Consider the following 15,091-nt stretch of genomic DNA (forward strand, 5'->3'; position numbering starts at 1 on the left):
CGTCCTGATCCTCGGCGCCTCCTTCGCCGGCCTCGCCGCCGCCACCGCCCTCGGCCGCAGTCTCCGCGACGTCCTCGTCGCCGCCGTCGGACCACGGCTCCGGCGCCTGCGCACCCGCCGCGACCGCACGCTCGCGTCCCTCGCGGCCGAGACCGGCATCTCGGCGAGCACCCTCTCGCGCCTCGAGAGCGGAGGCCGTCGCGCGTCGCTGGAGCTGCTCCTTCCGATCGCCCGCGCCCTCGGGGCGCCGCTCGACGAGCTCGTCGGTGCCGCGCCGGAGGATCCCCGCGTGCACGGGCGGCCGGTGCGCCGGAACGGCATGCTCATCCAGCCGCTCAGCCGCGACGCGGGCGCGCTCCAGGCGTTCAAGCACACGCTCCCGGCCGGGCCGGTGACGGAGCCGGCGGAGCAGCGCGCGCACGAGGGCTTCGAGTGGCTCTACGTCCTGAGCGGGCGGCTCCGCCTGCGGCTCGGCGAGCACGATCTGGTGCTGCCGGCCGGCGAGGCCGCCGAGTTCGACACCCGGGTGCCGCACTGGTTCGGCCGCGCCGACGAGCAGCAGGTCGAGTTCCTCAGCCTCTTCGGCCGCCAGGGCGAGCGGATGCACGTGCGCGCATCCACGCGCCGCTGACCGCGGTCACGCCTCGCCGAGCACCTCGCGCGCGAAGCCCTCGGTGCGCGCCCGCAGAGTCGCGATCCGCTGCGCTCGCGCCGCCTCGAGGTCGAAGCCGATGTAGGCCACCGACGGGCGCCGCCGCACGTTCACCGAGCACTCGAAGCGGGAGCAGACGAGCGTGCCGAGCGAGTCCCCCGCCCGCCCGGCCGCTCCGGCCTTCCGCGCCCCGAAGAAGACGACGTCGTTCGGGAGCTGCACGTCGCGGCACCACGAGCACTGCGCCCGCGAGCGCGGCAGGGCGTCCGCCTGGGTGAGCAGGACCCCGACGAGGCGCTCCTCCAGCGGCACGACGACGTAGGCGCGGCGGCCCATCCTCCGGTCGCGCCAGCCGAGATGGTCGATGACCGACCAGTCCAGCGCGTCGAAGTCCTTCGGCAGCGCGAGATCGGCGACCTCCTTGCGGGAGGCGTTGACGAAGGACTCGCGGATCTCGGTCTCGGTCAGTGGCTGCATGGCGCTTCCGAGCCTAGGCCGGGATCAGCCCAGGTGGGCGACGGCCTCCTTCGGAGCCTGAGCGAGGAACTCCTCCTTCTTCACCCGGATCATCGCGACGGCGACGACGGAGGCGACGACCAGCCCGATCGCGGCCGCGACGAAGACCGCGGAGTAGCCGTCGACGAAGGCGACCGGCGACTGCTGCTCGCCCGCGACTCCGGCGTAGAGGGTCGTGAAGATCGACAGCCCGATCGAGCCGCCGATCTGCATGGTGGCGTTGGCGGTCGCTCCGGCGGCACCGGCGTCGTGTGCCGCGACTCCGGTGAGCGCGAGGTTCTGCAGCGGCACGAAGACCATCGCCATGCCGACGCCCAGGAGGATCAGCGCGGGCAGCACCTCGAGGAGGTAGCCGCCGTCGGGGGTGATGCGGCTCAGGTAGAGGAGCCCGGCCGCCGCGATCAGCGGGCCGACGATCATCAGCACGCGCGGGCCGGTGCGCGGCAGCAGCTTGGCGGCGACTCCCGCGACGATCATGATCGTCACCGTCATCGGCAGGTTGGCCAGGCCCGCCTCGAGCGGCGGCAGGCCCAGGACCAGCTGCAGGTGCAGGGTCAGGTAGAGGGTGGAGCCGATCATCACGCTGCCGACGATCGCCTGGACCAGGAAGGCTCCGCCGCGGACGCGGTCGGCGACGATGCGCAGCGGCAGCGACGGGTGGTCCGAGCGGGCCTGGATCCGCACGAAGAGGGCCAGCAGCAGCACGCCGACGAGGAGGAAGCCGAGGGTGTCGACGCGGAGCCAGCCCTGCTCGGCGAGGGTGAAGCCGTAGACGACGCTCGCGAGCCCGAGCGCGACGGTGATCGTCCCGGCGACGTCGAAGCGGTTGCGCCCCCCCGCGCGGCTCTCGGTGACGAGCAGCTGGCCGGCGATCGCGCCGACCACGACGACGGGGACGTTGACGAGGAGGCACCAGCGCCAGTCGGCGAACTCGGTGAGCAGCCCGCCCAGCACGAGGCCGACGGCGGCGCCCGCTCCGGCGACCGCTCCGAAGACGGCGAAGGCCGTGCCCCGCTCGCGGCCGGAGGGGAAGGAGACGGTGAGGAGGGCCAGGGCGGCCGGGGCGAGCAGCGCGGCGAAGGCGCCCTGCAGCCCGCGGGCGGCGATCAGCTCGGTGCCGGAGGTGGCGAGGCCGCCCCAGGCGGAGGCGGCGCCGAAGCCGATCATCCCGATCAGGTAGGTGCGCTTGCGGCCGGTGTAGTCGGCGATGCGGCCGCCCAGGAGCAGGAGCGCGCCGAACGCGAGGGCGTAGGCGGTGACGACCCACTGGCGCTCGACGTCGGTGAGGCCGAGATCGGCCTGCGCGGCGGGGAGGGCGATCGTGACGATGGTGCCGTCGAGCACGACGACGAGCTGCGTGAGCGCGAGGATCACGAGCACCCACCAGCGGCGGGCGGAGGAGGGAGCGGACGGGGAGGGCATGGCGGCCTTTCACACGGAGCGGAGCGGGACCGGCGGGTCCGGATCCGAGCCGCGTCATCGGGGCCGAACCACCCCAACCAGTTGGTTGGGCGAAGAAGAGTGTATCGTTCGAGCGCCCGGAGGTGAACCATGGAGCCGACATCCGATGCGGCGCTGCCCGCGCGCGAGCGGATCCTCCGCGCGGCCTCTGTCGAGTTCGCCGCCCACGGCTTCGCGGGCGCCCGGGTCGACCGTGTGGCCGCGGCGGCGGGTCTGAACAAGGAGCGGCTCTACGCCTACTACGGCGGCAAGCGCGGCCTGTTCGTCGCGACCGTCGTCGAGGCGCTCGGCGCTCTCGACGAGACGCTCCTCGCCGAGGCGGCGGACCTCCCCGACCTCGCGGGCCGCATGTTCGACCACGTGTGGGAGCACCCGGAGTTCCTGCGCCTGCTCACCTGGGCGCGCCTGGAGGGAGCCGGCGTCTGGGAGGAGGCCGGCGAGCAGCTCGGCGGGGTCCCCGCCCCCGAGGCACGGGTCCTCGAGTGGCAGCGCGCCGGCGTCGTCGACGCGAGCTGGTCCGCCGACGACCTCTTCATCGCCCTCCTCGGCCTCTGCGAGATCTGGCACCTCACCCCCTTCGCCTCCCGGGGCGGAGAGGAGACGCGCGACCGCCGCCGCGCCTTCGTCGTGCACGTCGCGCAGCTGGTGGGCGCACCGCGCTGAGGCCGACCCCTCCCCCTTCACGGGGAGCGACGTCGGCATCATCCGATCCGGACGCGGTGGACGGGGCGGCTCATCCCTCCGAGCCGGAACCCGACGGATCGGACTGGAGTGGGAGGTCCCACGGATCCGGCTTCGGGACGACCCCTTCATCACCCGGAAGGACCGCGCCCGCCGCGCGCTGAGCCTCGTCCTCGAGGAGGAGTGATTCGAAATCGCCGGGCGCGCACGGCATCTCCGCCCCGATCATGTACATCTCCTCGACAGCGCCGGTGACGAAGCTCGCCCGCAGCACCGGTCCGCCCTGCCCGTAGACCGTCGGGCGCGGAGTCGAATCGGTCACTCTCACCGTCATCCCCAGCGACTCCCAGTAGTCCGCGACCTTCCGCGCATCCCCCTCGACATCGGTGCCCGCCGGGGCCCACCAGGCGTAGCTGTAGCTCGCACCGCTCACCCGGTCGCCGGGGCCGCACACATCGGGCCTGGCCGCGCCGCTCCGCGGCCACCACCCCTCCACATCGAGCCGCCCCGCGGAGTCCCGCACGAACTCCACCACCCGGTCCCGACCCTCCCGAGGACTCATCGTGCTCACCGGTCTCGCCTCCTTCTCCGTTGCACAAGCGGTCATCGACATCACGAGCAGAGCGGCGACGGTCAGCGCGACGCCCGTCCGCTGAGGAGAGCCTCTACCCGCCATGGGAGGCTCCCACGACCGCCTTCTGGAAGGCGGTCGGTCCGAGCGGCCGGTTCTCGGTCAGCAGGTCGAGTCGCCGGGAGACGGCCCACGCCGCGTTCTGCAGGGACTCGGTGTTCGTGTCGAGATACCCCGCGAGATCGCCGTCGTCGCTCTTCAGCGCAGCGTGATCCGTCACGATCCTCCCGGCGTCGCCTCCGGTCTCCACACCGAAGACGCGCGCGCCGAAGTCCTCGTCAGCGGGATCCGTGTGGTGGTTCCAGCTGAAGGCGCGGCCCATCCACGCGGCCTCGTCGCCGCTCTCGGTCTCGCCGAGGTACTTGTCCCGCGCCTGCCCCGCGAAGACGGATTCCGCGTGCAGGTCGCTCGCCTCGTCGACGCTGTCCGGGAGGCCGGCCGAGCCCAGCGTCACGACGACCCCGAGCTCGACGTCCGAGCGCGAGGCGGCGACGGCCATGACGGTGCTGCCGTAGGAGTGGGCGACGACGTTCGGCTTCGGCAGGTCGTCGCCCCGGACCGCGGAGAGCCCCTGGACAGCCGAGGCGAGTGCGGCGCCGCCGGCGACCGCCTGGTTCGAGGTGAGGACGTCCATGCCGTTCCCGCCGAGCCGCGCCATCGGCGGGGTCTCGTAGCCGATCCAGGAGACGACGGCGCTGCCGGGCGGGAGGAGCGACTGCAGATTCTGCGACGCCTTCGTCCATCGGGTCATGCTCTCCGTCGTCTGTCCCATCCCGGGGACGGCGTAGGTGACGTTCGTGGCGGTGTCGGGATCGCCGATCGAGACGGCGGCGAGCGGAGGCTCGTCGGCGGTCAGGGAGATGAGGAAGCGCGGATCCTGACCGAGACCGCGCCGGAGCGATGCCCGCACGTCCCTCAGCGCCACCAGCTGCGACTCCACCGCGGCGAGTCGCTCCCCGTCGCCCGCCTTCCCGCGCAGGCCCGCCGCCTCGCTCCTCAGCGCCGCGATCCGCGCCCTCAGCGCCCTCTCGTTCGCCCTCACCCGGGCGCGGTAGGGAACACCCTCCAGATTCCCGATCGCCCCGGGCAGACCGGCGACCAGCGCCTCCTGCTGCGGCGAGAAGCGCGCGCCGTCCGTGGAGTCGAGGCTCCGCCACCAGTCGTTCACGAGGGTCGGAGCCAGTCGCCCGAGGCGCGCCGCGAGGTCGGGCGACGCCGCCAGGAGTGTCGCGAGATCGTCGGACGAGAGCGCCGCGAGGGAGTCGAGCAGGCTCCGGCCGCCCCGGGGCCGCGCCAGGGTGCCGACGGCGTCGAGGACCGGAACGGAGAGCGCCGCTCCCCCCGCGGCTGTGAAGGCCAGGGAGATCTGCTCGACCCAGGTCGCGTCGGCCGCACCGATCGACAGCAGCTCGCGGAAGCCCCGGAGCACCGAGAAGGACTCGACCGGCGCCCACGAGCAGCGGTTGCCGAAGGCTCCCCAGGCGGCCATCAGATCCTGGAGCCGGGAGCGCATCGCCTCGTCCGACTGCCGGGTCTGCGAGACGAAGACGTCGAGGCGCTCCGGGTCGGCGGAGGTCGTGCCTCCCGCGGCGGGGCCGCCCGGGGACGTGCGGGGCACCGACCGAGGGGAGAACAGCGCACGGATCGGCGGAGGCACGACCGGCCGATCGGACGGCGGCCGGTCGACGACCTCGTCGACTCCCGCCGCGAGGGCCGCGACCGGATCGAGGCGGCGCTGCTGCTCGCGCTCGTCCGCCCGCCGCTCCCAGGCCGCGTACTCCTCCCGGCGCCGACGCTCCTCCTCGGCCTTCCTCGCCACGAGCCGCACCGTGTCGGCGAGGTCGTGCAGCTCGGCGCTCAGCCGACCGCGGTTCTCCCTGTCGCAGAGGCGGACCCGGCGGAACAGCTCGGCGTACGCGCCGCGGAACTCGCCCAGTGCGTACTCGGCAGCGACGGACCTCAGCAGCTCCTGGGAGGCGAGCGCCTCCGCCGCCTCGTCCGAGGCGCGGACCAGCTCCGCCGCTGCTGCATGGTCGAAAGAGAACAGGGTCATCGCCTCCTGAGTGAGAACATCTCAGGAAATGTAGAACGACCACGACGGCGTCGGCACCGGGTGGCGCGAGACGGCGCGCGGTCAGCGCGCCCGCGCCGCGTCCGGCGGCACGCAGAAGTGGCGCGGACCGCATCGGTCCGCGCCACTCGTTCAGATCACGCGGCTCACTCCGCCGCGGTCAGCCGCTCCAGGTATCCCGCGAACGCGCGCAGGTCCTCCTCGGGCCAGGCGCTCAGCGCCTCCTGCATCCGCTGCCGCTGACGGCCGCCGAGGTCGCGCATCCGCTCGCATCCGGCCGAACTGAGCGAGAGGAATCGCGCTCGGCCGTCGGCGGGATCGGAGGTCATCTCGACCAGGCCCAGCTCGGCGAGCTGGCGGGCCTGGCGGCTGATCGCGCTGCGGTCGACCCCGAGCCGCTCCGCCGCGGCTCCGGAGTGGACCGGACCGCAGCGCTCGAGGATCCGCAGCAGCCGCAGTCCGAAGGGCGGCAGCGCCGGGTCGATCGACGCCGCCGCGTCCCGGACGGCGAGGCGCACCTGGACGGCGAGCACGGTGATCTGCTCCTCGACCTCGTGCAGCGCCTCGGCCGAGGGCGCGGCGGCGGGCATCAGGAGCGCTCGATCACGTCGACGGAGCCGGTGGGAGCAGCGTGCCGGGCGTGCCCGATCGGCTCCTCCTGCCGCTCCTCGTCGGCGTGGCGGCCGTGTCCGGCGGGAGTGGCCTCGCGACCCTCCCGGGCGTGCGTCGCGTCGTCCGTCCGCCGGGCCTGGCCGACGGGGCGGAGCGCCGCCTGGCCGTCCGAGGCGGCGATGAGGGCGTCCTCCGCGGCCTGCAGCGGAGTGTTCGGCTCCGCCTTGAGCTGCACCGCGTTCTTCGAGCCGAGGCTCACGTTGGGCAGGAGGACGACGGCGATCAGCGTGACCACGGCGAGCGGGATGCTGTAGAGGAACACGTCACCGACGCCGATCCCGTAGGCGCTCTCGACCACGACGCGCACGGCGTCGGGCAGGGTCGCCGGCTGCGGGATCGTGCCGCTGCCCAGCGCCTGCGCGGCGAGAGCCTGGTCAGCGGGAGCGAGACCCGCGATGCCGGTCTTGATGCGGTCGGCGATCACGGTGCCGAGCATCGAGCCCAGGACCGAGACTCCGACGGTGCCGCCGAGGCTGCGGAAGAAGGTGACCGCGCTGGTCGCGACGCCGAGGTTCTTCACCTCGATCGAGTTCTGCACCACCAGGACGAGGTTCTGCATCAGCATGCCCAGGCCGGCACCGAGGACGGCCATGTAGATCCCGACGAGGACCAGGTCCGTGTCGTAGCGGAGGGTGCTGAGGAGGGAGGTGCCGATCACGGCGAGCACGCCGCCGCTGATCATGATCGCCTTCCACTTGCCGGTGCGCGAGATGATCCCGCCGAAGATCGTCGAGGCGATCAGCAGGCCGGCCATCATCGGGATGGTGAGCAGGCCCGACTGGGTCGGCGTGGCTCCGCGGGCCAGCTGCATGTACTGCGCGAGGAAGACGGCGACGCCGAACATCGAGACGCCGACCGAGATGCTCGCCACGACGGCGAGGCTGAAGGTGCGGTTCTTGAACATCCCCATCGGGATGATCGGCTCGGCCACGGTGAGCTCGGTGATCACGGCGGCGATCAGCAGCACGACGGCACCGCCGACCATGACCGCGGTCTCCCACGAGGCCCAGTCGAAGTTCTTGCCGGCGAGGGAGACCCAGATCAGCAGGAGCGAGACTCCGCCCGCGATGAGCACGGCGCCGAGGTAGTCGATCCGCACCTTGCGCTTCGGGTGCGCGGGGAGGCGGAGGGTCATCTGGAGGAGGACGATCGCGACGATCGCGACGGGCATCGCGATGAAGAAGTTCCAGCGCCAGCCGAACGCGTCGGTCACGACGCCGCCCAGGAGCGGGCCGCCGACGGTGCCGATCGCCATCACGCCGCCGAAGAGGCCGGCGTACTTGCCGCGCTCACGGGGGCTGATGATGTCGGCCATGATGATCTGGCTCAGCGCGGCGAGTCCGCCGGCGCCCAGGCCCTGGAACACGCGGAAGACGATCAGCATGTTCGTGTCCTGCGAGAAGCCGGCCAGGGCGGAGCCGATGACGAACAGCCCGAGGGCGAGCTGGATCAGCAGCTTGCGGTTGAACAGGTCGGCGAACTTGCCCCAGAGCGGGGTGGAGACCGTGGTCGCGAGCAGGGTCGCGGTGACGACCCAGGTGTAGGCGTTCTGGTCGCCCTTGAGGTCGGAGATGATCCGGGGCAGCGAGGTCGACACGACCGTGCCCGCGAGGATCGAGACGAACATGCCCAGCAGCAGGCCGCTGAGCGATTCGAGCACCTGGCGGTGCGACATGGCGCCGTCCGGCCCGGCGGGGGCGTGCGGCGCGGTGGTTCCGCGCGATGCGGCGCGGTGTTCGGGGTGTGACATGGGCTCCTCTTCAGCACGGCGGCGGTTCTAGTTGACCGCGATCAACTATTGACCGAGAGCAACTATATAGCCGGGCGTCACGAATCTCCAGTGGCACTCTGCTGCCGTCCAGGCGCCGCTCCGGCCGCGCCTATCCTCGGAGCATGGACAACATCGATCGGAAGATCCTCGATCTGCTGCGCCAGAACTCCCGCGCGGGCTACGGCGACATCGGCGGCGTGGTCGGGCTCTCCGCCTCCGCGGTGAAGCGCCGCGTCGACCGCCTCGTGGCCGACGGCGTGATCCGCGGCTTCACGATCAAGGTCGACCCCGCGGTCGACGGCATGGCCACCGAGGCCTACGTCGAGCTCTTCTGCCGCGGCACCGTCGCTCCGGACGAGCTCCGCCGCATCCTCTCCGCGGTCCCCGAGGTCGTCGACGCGGGCACGGTCACCGGCTCCGCCGACGCGATCGTCCACATCCGCTCGCGCGACATCCCCAGCCTCGAGCTCGCCCTCGAGAAGGTCCGCATCGCGCCCAACGTCGACCACACGCGCTCCGCGATCGTCCTCTCCCGCCTCATCCAGCGCAGCGAGGCCTGACGGATCGCGCCACCTCCTCGACGCGCGTCGCGACCGCCTGGTACTCCATACCTGTATGCAGTGAATCCAGGAGGGCGAGCATGAGCGACAGGGAACAGGCCGGTACGGCGGCACGACGGAGACGGCGCATCCGGCTGACGCTGCCGGCACTGTTCGTCGGCGTCCTGGCCGGGCACCTCGTCGCGACCGCGGTGGGCGCCGAGGATCCGCGGGACGTCGTGGTCACCGCCGCCGTCGCGGCAGCGGTGGCGTCCGTCGTCCTCGCCCTCGTCGACCGGCGACGCTGAGCCCTCCCTCCTGGATCGGAATCCGAGGGAGGGAACGACGATGGAACGACAGAGGACGAGCACGGCACTGGTCGCGGCGGCGGCCGCTCTGCTGGCGGTGCCGCTGTTCACAGCGCAGGCCGCGCACGCCGAGCCGGCGAGGCAGGAGACGAGCAGCCGGGTGCACCTCGAGGCACGGTGCGGGTCGGCGTCGACGGTGACCTTCGACGTCACCGACGGCACGCGGATCGTCGAGCCGGCGGGCGGCGGGGTCGGCTTCGCGGACGGCGCCGAGACGTCCGACGCACTCCCGGAGAGGATCGACGTCGGACGCGGCCGCACCGTGTCGGGCCACTGGTCGATCGACGACTCCGACACGCTCACCTTCCACTTCGCCCCGGACTCGGCGTCCCGCTCGGCGGCGGGCGGCCTGCACCTGAACAGCGACTGGAGCTCGCCCGAATGGGGCCACTGCGCCGCCGGGAGCGGCGTCAGCGGTGCCGCGACCGGCGGGGTGATCGGCGCGATCTCCGGTCCCGGCGCGATCGCCTCCGCGACCGGCGGGCTGCTCGCGGGGATCATCGGCGGAGCGATCACCTGCTGAGCGCCGCCTCCTGAACGACCCGGATCAGGCGGGCGCGTCCGCTGCGGTGTGGACGCGCGCGCCGCCGATCCAGGTGCCCAGCACCCGGGTGTCCCCGATCGCCCGGGGGTCGCCGGCGAAGGGGTCCCGGTCCAGCAGGGCGAAGTCCGCCGCGAGTCCCACGGCGATCGAGCCCGACTCGCCGTCCAGGCCGTTCACCCACGCCGAGCCGGCCGTGGAGGCGGAGAGGGCGGTGGCGAGGTCGAGGCGCTGCTCCGGGAGGAACACCTCCTCGCTCCACCCCGGCTCGCGCTCGGACGGCGCCGAGAGCCGGTTCACCGCGACGTGGATCGCGGCGAGCGGGTCGGGCGTCGACACCGGCCAGTCGCTCCCCGCGGCGAGCACCGCGCCCGAGCGGAGCAGGTCGCCGAACGGGTACTGCCACGAGCCGCGCCGCTCACCGAGGAACGGCAGCGTCAACTCCACCATCTGCGGCTCCAGCGAGGCCCACAGCATCTGCAGGTTGGCCGCGACGTCGAGCGCACGGAAGCGCGGCAGGTCGTCCGGATGCACGACCTGCAGGTGGGCGAGGTGGTGGCGGTTGCCGCGGCGCCCGTTCGCCTGGATCGCCCGCTCGACCGCGTCCAGGCACTCGCGTACGGCACGATCGCCGATCGCGTGGAAGTGCACCTGGAATCCGGCCGCGTCCAGGAGCGGCACGGCCTCGTTCAGGAGGCGCGGGTCGACCATCGAGAGGCCGTCGCCGTGACCGTGGCCGCCGTGACCGTCGAGGTAGGGCTCGAGCATCGCCGCCGTGAAGTTCTCGGCGACCCCGTCCTGCATGATCTTGACGGTCGTCGGCGCGAAGCCGTCGGCGGCGAGCGCCGCGCGCCGCTCGACGAGCTCCGGGATCTGCTCGACGCCGCGGCCCCGATCCCACCACAGCGCACCGCGGACGCGCCCGGTCAGCTCGCCGCTCAGCGCCGCGCGGCGGTACACCGGCCCGGGATCTCCCACATCGCCGTAGGAGCCGATGATCGCGTCCTGCCACGCCGTCACTCCGAACGAGTGCAGGGTCTCCTGCCCGAGGAGCAGCGCGCGGTGGAGCTCGTCCGCGCTCGCGGGCGGGAGGTGGCGGCGGACCGCGTCCATCGCCCCCTCGTGCAGGGTGCCGGAGGGGGTGCCGTCGGCCAGGCGCTCGATGCGGCCGTCGGCGGGGTCCGGCGTCGTGCGGTCGATCCCCGCGAGGCGCAGTGCGGCGGAGTTGACCCAGGCGCCGTGCCCGTCGGCGTTGGTGAGGAAGGCGGGCCGGTCAGGGACGACCGTGTCGAGCTCGCGGGCGGTCGGGGTGCCTCCGGGGAAGTCGGGCAGGTTCCAGCCGCCGCCGAGGATCCACTCCGCTCCGCTCTCCCGAGCCGCGTACTCGGCGACCGTCGCCAGGTGCTCGGCGGGCGACCCGCCCGCTCCGAGCCAGCAGCGCAGCAGCGCGGCGCCGCCCCAGACCGGGTGCACGTGGGCGTCCTGGAAGCCGGGGACGAGCATCCGGCCCTCGAGGTCGACCACCTCGGTGCGCGGCCCGATCAGGTCGGAGGCGTCGGCGCCGACCGCGACGATCCGCCCTCCGACGACAGCGACGCCGTGCGCTCGGGAGCGCACGGCGTCGGCGGTGAAGACGGCGCCGCCGGTCAGGACGAGATCGGCGGCGCGCACGGGTTCAGAAGCCCGCGGGAGCGAAGGCCTGCGTCATCTGGGAGAAGAGCGACACCGTCCAGCCGATCGCGATGAGGAACGACACGACCACGACGCCGAGGAAGACCCAGAGCGGGAGGAGTCCGCCGCCGGTCACGCGCTTCACGACCACGCTGCGGCCGATCACGTAGACGTAGGGAGCGGCGAGGAAGGCCCACGCCCAGTGGAACGGACGCTGCAGGCCGGCTCGCTTCAGCTGGCGCCAGTCGAGGAAGGCGAAGACGACCTCCGCCGCGTAGATCAGGAAGCCGACGACCTGGAGCACGCCGAGGCCGACGAGGTAGGCGGTCGACATCCCCATCGAGGAGCTCGGCCCGTAGGTCGAGGCCATCGACGAGTCGACGATCGCGCTCGGCGGGAGGAGGAAGATCGACAGCGCCGAGAGCAGCGGCAGGAGGACCACCACCCAGATCCACGGGGTGGACGTGACGATGCTCGTGTCGCGCTGCTGCACGGGTGCTCCGGGAGCCGCGGCGTAAGCCGGGTACTGCGGCTGCTGCTGGCCGTAGGGCTGCTGCGGCTGCTGGCCGTAGGGCTGCTGGCCGTACCCCTGCTGGCCGTACTGCTGGGGAGCCTGCTGGCCGTAGCCCTGCTGCGGCTGCGGCTGCTGACCGGCGCCCTGCTGGCCGTAGCCCTGCCCGTAGCCCTGCTGCCCGTACCCCTGCTGCGGGTCGGCGGACGACGGCTGCTGCGGATACCGACCCGAGGCCGACTGCCCGTAGCTCGTCGCCGCTCCGCTCGACGTCTCCCCGTAGGCGGGACGCTCGGCGGGCGGCGCGGGCGGAGTCGGTGCGGTCGGCGGAACGGGAGTCGCGGCGGCCTGCGCCGACCCGCTCTCGGCCGGGGCGGTGGGAGTGGCCACCGGCGCGTCGCGGAGCGACTCCGTCCAGCCGGTCCCGTCCCACCAGCGCTGACGGGACGAGCCCGCCGGGTCCGGGTACCACCCGGCGCGGGGTCCGGAGGCCTCGCCGCCCGTGCTCGCGCCCTGGTCCGTGCCGGTTCCGTTGTCGTCCGTCATGGCGTCCTCCACTCCCCTCCGGGCGTCTGCCCGCGATCTCGGACCACCGTAGCGCCGCGACACGATGCGTGGCCTGAGGGCGGGCTGATCGCGCGCTGTCCGAGCGCTGTCCGCACCGGCAGGCGCCGGAGGCCGCCGACCGCCAGGATGGACGCATGCCCCACCTCCTCCGAGCCCGCGCCGCCCTCTTCGACATGGACGGGACGCTCGTCGACTCGACGGCCGTCGTGGAGACCATCTGGGGCGCCTTCGCCGAGCGCTTCGCTCTCGACCACGACGCGGTGCTCGGCGCCGTTCACGGTGTCCGCGCCGCCGACAGCGTCCGCCGCTTCGCTCCGGCCGGCAGCGACGTCGACGCGATCGTCGCGGAGCTCGACGCGTACGAGCTCGAGCACACCGAGGGCACCGTCGAGATCCCCGGCGCGACGGCGTTCCTCGCCTCACTCCCCCGCGAGCGCGTCGCCCTGGTCACGTCCGCGAGCCCGGCGCTGGCGGCCGCACGTCTGGCTGCGGCGGGCGTCCCCTCCCCCGACACCGTCGTCACCGCGCACGACGTCGCGAACGGCAAGCCTGCTCCCGACGGCTACCTCGCCGCCGCGGCCCTGCTCGGCGTCTCCCCCGAGGACGCGCTGGTGTTCGAGGACGCCGAGGCCGGCATCCGGGCGGGTCTGGACGCCGGCATGCGCGTGATCGTCGTCGGGAGCCACGAGAGCGCGAGCACGCGGGGGCTGCCCCGGATCGCGCACTACTCCGACGCGCACGCCGCGCTCGAGGGCGACGAGCTCGTCGTCACCCTCGGCGGGCCTCAGTAGCGGATCGCGTCGATCACCTTCACCCGCACGGCGACGATCGCCGGCACCAGGCCCGCGAGCGCGCCGACGAGGGTCGCCGCCCCGAGCCCGAGCAGCGCCGCCTCGGCCGGGAAAGGCGGGATGTCGGCGATCCCGTTGTCCTGCACGAAGGCCACCGTCCACGGGTTGGTGACGAGGATGACCGCGACCGTCACGCCGACCACTCCCGCGACGACGGTCGCCACGACGCTCTCCATCATGATCGAGAAGAAGATGCGGCCGGAGGAGGCGCCGAAGCTGCGCCGGATGCCGATCTCGCGGATCCGCTGCCGGACGGTGACCAGGGCGATGTTGAGCAGTCCGAGCGCGCCGAGCGCCAGCACCAGGCCCGCCACGCCGCCGATCACCCAGGTCAGCACGCCGAAGGGGTCGGAGTCGTAGACCAGGTAGTCCTGCCGGTCGACCGACACCTCGAAGTCGGATCCCAGGGCGCCGGCCACGTCGCGCTCCACCGCTGCGGCGAGGGGCTCGGCCAGGTCGAGCGGCACCCACATCTCGTAGTTCGGCACGCCCTGCCCGCCGTACTGCGGGTCGGCGTCGCGGGCGACCGCCGGGTAGGCGTCCGCGAGCATCATCATCGACGGGTCCGTCTCGAACTGCGAGGAGGGAGTCACGCCGACCACCACGCCCGTGACGTCGCGCTCGGAGCCGAGCAGGGTGACCACCGGGTGGGTGCGCAGATCCGGGCTCCCGATCCGCTCCCAGAAGCGCTCGTTGACGACGAGGGCGGGAGCGAGGCGCTGGGAGTCGCGGGCGGTGAACCAGGAGCCGTCCACGATCTTCAGCCGGTGCATCTCGGCGAAGGGCTGGTCGACCGCCTGCACCGCGACGTCGACGGCGCCGTCGGCGAACTGGACGCGCGCGCTGCCGTAGGTCGAGCGGCTCGCGTAGGTGATGGAGTAGCGCTCGAGCGCACCGATCCACGCGGCCTGGAGTGCGTCGGCATCCACCTCGGCGGTGCCGGTGCCGGAGGGGTAGGCGGAGAGGAAGAGGCTCGCCGGGCGCCCGCTGGAGCGCTCGGCCTGCTCGATGCTGGCCTGGCGGGCGATGCCACCGGCGGCGACGACCGCGGTCAGGGCGGCGACGGCCACCGCGACTCCGATCAGCGAGAGCAGCACGCGTCCGCGGTGGATCCGCAGCTCGGTCCACGCCTCGACGATCGCGCCGGCGATCCCGACGAGCGCGCGCATCAGAGGACCACCCCCTCGGCGACGGGGCCCGCATCCGTGGTCGAGCCCAGGCGGCCGTGGTCGAGCCGGTAGTGGCGCTCGGCCCGCGCCGCGATGGCCGGGTCGTGGGTGATGGTGACCAGCGCGGAGCCGGACTCGCGGGCGATCTCGTCGAGCAGGCCCATCACGCTCTCGCCGGTGTCGGTGTCGAGGGCGCCCGTCGGCTCGTCGGCGAGGATCAGCCGCGGTCGGCGCACCAGGGCGCGGGCGATCGCGATCCGCTGCTGCTCGCCGCCGGACATGCGCCCGGGCATCGAGTCCACGCGGTGCCCGAGGCCGACGCGCTCCAGCATCTCGGCCGCGAGGTCGCGGCGGCGCCAGAACTCCGATCCGGTCGCGTAGAGCAGCGGCGTCATCACGTTCTCGCGGGCGGTCCGCCC

The 15,091-nt window shown here is 73.2% G+C and carries 16 protein-coding genes; 6 read left to right on the plus strand and 10 right to left on the minus strand.

Annotated elements, in window-relative coordinates:
- Positions 1-7 precede the first annotated feature (7 nt).
- Entirely contained in the window at positions 8-631 is a 624-nt protein-coding gene (locus C5C27_RS13760; protein WP_104314693.1) for a helix-turn-helix domain-containing protein, read from the plus strand.
- A 6-nt stretch (positions 632-637) separates the two neighbouring features.
- On the opposite strand, the gene C5C27_RS13765 is transcribed toward C5C27_RS13760, so the two are convergent.
- Positions 638-1,129, minus strand: a complete 492-nt coding sequence (locus C5C27_RS13765) for an FBP domain-containing protein (protein ID WP_104222848.1) — start codon at positions 1,127-1,129, stop codon at positions 638-640.
- Between the two features lie 24 nt (positions 1,130-1,153).
- Positions 1,154-2,590: an MFS transporter gene (locus tag C5C27_RS13770; RefSeq protein ID WP_104314685.1), complete on the minus strand. Its 1,437-nt coding sequence runs from the start codon at positions 2,588-2,590 to the stop codon at positions 1,154-1,156.
- A gap of 129 nt (positions 2,591-2,719) precedes the next feature.
- Between C5C27_RS13770 and C5C27_RS13775 the strand changes: the two genes are divergently transcribed.
- Positions 2,720-3,292, plus strand: a complete 573-nt coding sequence (locus C5C27_RS13775) for a TetR family transcriptional regulator (RefSeq protein ID WP_104297647.1) — start codon at positions 2,720-2,722, stop codon at positions 3,290-3,292.
- Between the two features lie 70 nt (positions 3,293-3,362).
- Here C5C27_RS13775 and C5C27_RS17740 read toward each other — a convergent pair whose 3' ends face one another.
- From C5C27_RS17740 to C5C27_RS13795, 4 genes are all read right to left on the minus strand, one after another.
- Positions 3,363-3,743 (minus strand): hypothetical protein, encoded by a 381-nt coding sequence (locus C5C27_RS17740; RefSeq protein ID WP_146079695.1) that lies wholly within the window; start codon positions 3,741-3,743, stop codon positions 3,363-3,365.
- Between the two features lie 232 nt (positions 3,744-3,975).
- A complete protein-coding gene (locus tag C5C27_RS13785) occupies positions 3,976-5,994 on the minus strand; it encodes an alpha/beta hydrolase (protein ID WP_104314686.1) in 2,019 nt (672 codons plus the stop codon).
- A gap of 164 nt (positions 5,995-6,158) precedes the next feature.
- The gene (locus C5C27_RS13790; RefSeq protein ID WP_104237641.1) at positions 6,159-6,602 is read right to left on the minus strand and encodes a MarR family winged helix-turn-helix transcriptional regulator; all 444 of its coding nucleotides are present in this window, start codon (positions 6,600-6,602) and stop codon (positions 6,159-6,161) included.
- On the minus strand, positions 6,602-8,359 hold the full coding sequence (locus C5C27_RS13795; protein ID WP_104314687.1) for an MDR family MFS transporter: 1,758 nt from the start codon (positions 8,357-8,359) through the stop codon (positions 6,602-6,604). The genes C5C27_RS13790 and C5C27_RS13795 overlap by 1 nt, the downstream gene beginning before the upstream one ends.
- A gap of 218 nt (positions 8,360-8,577) precedes the next feature.
- Between C5C27_RS13795 and C5C27_RS13800 the strand changes: the two genes are divergently transcribed.
- From C5C27_RS13800 to C5C27_RS13810, 3 genes are all read left to right on the plus strand, one after another.
- Positions 8,578-9,015: an Lrp/AsnC family transcriptional regulator gene (locus C5C27_RS13800; RefSeq protein ID WP_104222855.1), complete on the plus strand. Its 438-nt coding sequence runs from the start codon at positions 8,578-8,580 to the stop codon at positions 9,013-9,015.
- Between the two features lie 80 nt (positions 9,016-9,095).
- Positions 9,096-9,302: a hypothetical protein gene (locus tag C5C27_RS13805; RefSeq protein ID WP_104314688.1), complete on the plus strand. Its 207-nt coding sequence runs from the start codon at positions 9,096-9,098 to the stop codon at positions 9,300-9,302.
- 40 nt (positions 9,303-9,342) lie between these two features.
- Positions 9,343-9,885: a hypothetical protein gene (locus tag C5C27_RS13810; RefSeq protein ID WP_104314689.1), complete on the plus strand. Its 543-nt coding sequence runs from the start codon at positions 9,343-9,345 to the stop codon at positions 9,883-9,885.
- Positions 9,886-9,909: 24 nt separating this feature from the next.
- On the opposite strand, the gene C5C27_RS13815 is transcribed toward C5C27_RS13810, so the two are convergent.
- The gene (locus C5C27_RS13815; protein WP_104314690.1) at positions 9,910-11,574 is read right to left on the minus strand and encodes an amidohydrolase; all 1,665 of its coding nucleotides are present in this window, start codon (positions 11,572-11,574) and stop codon (positions 9,910-9,912) included.
- Between the two features lie 4 nt (positions 11,575-11,578).
- Entirely contained in the window at positions 11,579-12,631 is a 1,053-nt protein-coding gene (locus C5C27_RS13820) for a DUF2510 domain-containing protein (RefSeq protein WP_146079696.1), read from the minus strand.
- A 155-nt stretch (positions 12,632-12,786) separates the two neighbouring features.
- Here C5C27_RS13820 and C5C27_RS13825 point away from each other — a divergent pair, with 155 nt between their 5' ends.
- A complete protein-coding gene (locus C5C27_RS13825) occupies positions 12,787-13,443 on the plus strand; it encodes an HAD-IA family hydrolase (RefSeq protein ID WP_104226157.1) in 657 nt (218 codons plus the stop codon).
- On the opposite strand, the gene C5C27_RS13830 is transcribed toward C5C27_RS13825, so the two are convergent.
- Positions 13,437-14,672: an ABC transporter permease gene (locus C5C27_RS13830; protein ID WP_104314692.1), complete on the minus strand. Its 1,236-nt coding sequence runs from the start codon at positions 14,670-14,672 to the stop codon at positions 13,437-13,439. The two genes, C5C27_RS13825 and C5C27_RS13830, sit on opposite strands and share 7 nt — an antisense overlap.
- Positions 14,672-15,091: ABC transporter ATP-binding protein (locus tag C5C27_RS13835; protein ID WP_146079697.1), on the minus strand; the 420-nt coding region annotated here is incomplete at its 5' end. The genes C5C27_RS13830 and C5C27_RS13835, both read right to left, overlap by 1 nt.

Source organism: Rathayibacter sp. AY2B7, from assembly GCF_002931635.1.
Taxonomy (GTDB): Bacteria; Actinomycetota; Actinomycetes; order Actinomycetales; family Microbacteriaceae; genus Rathayibacter.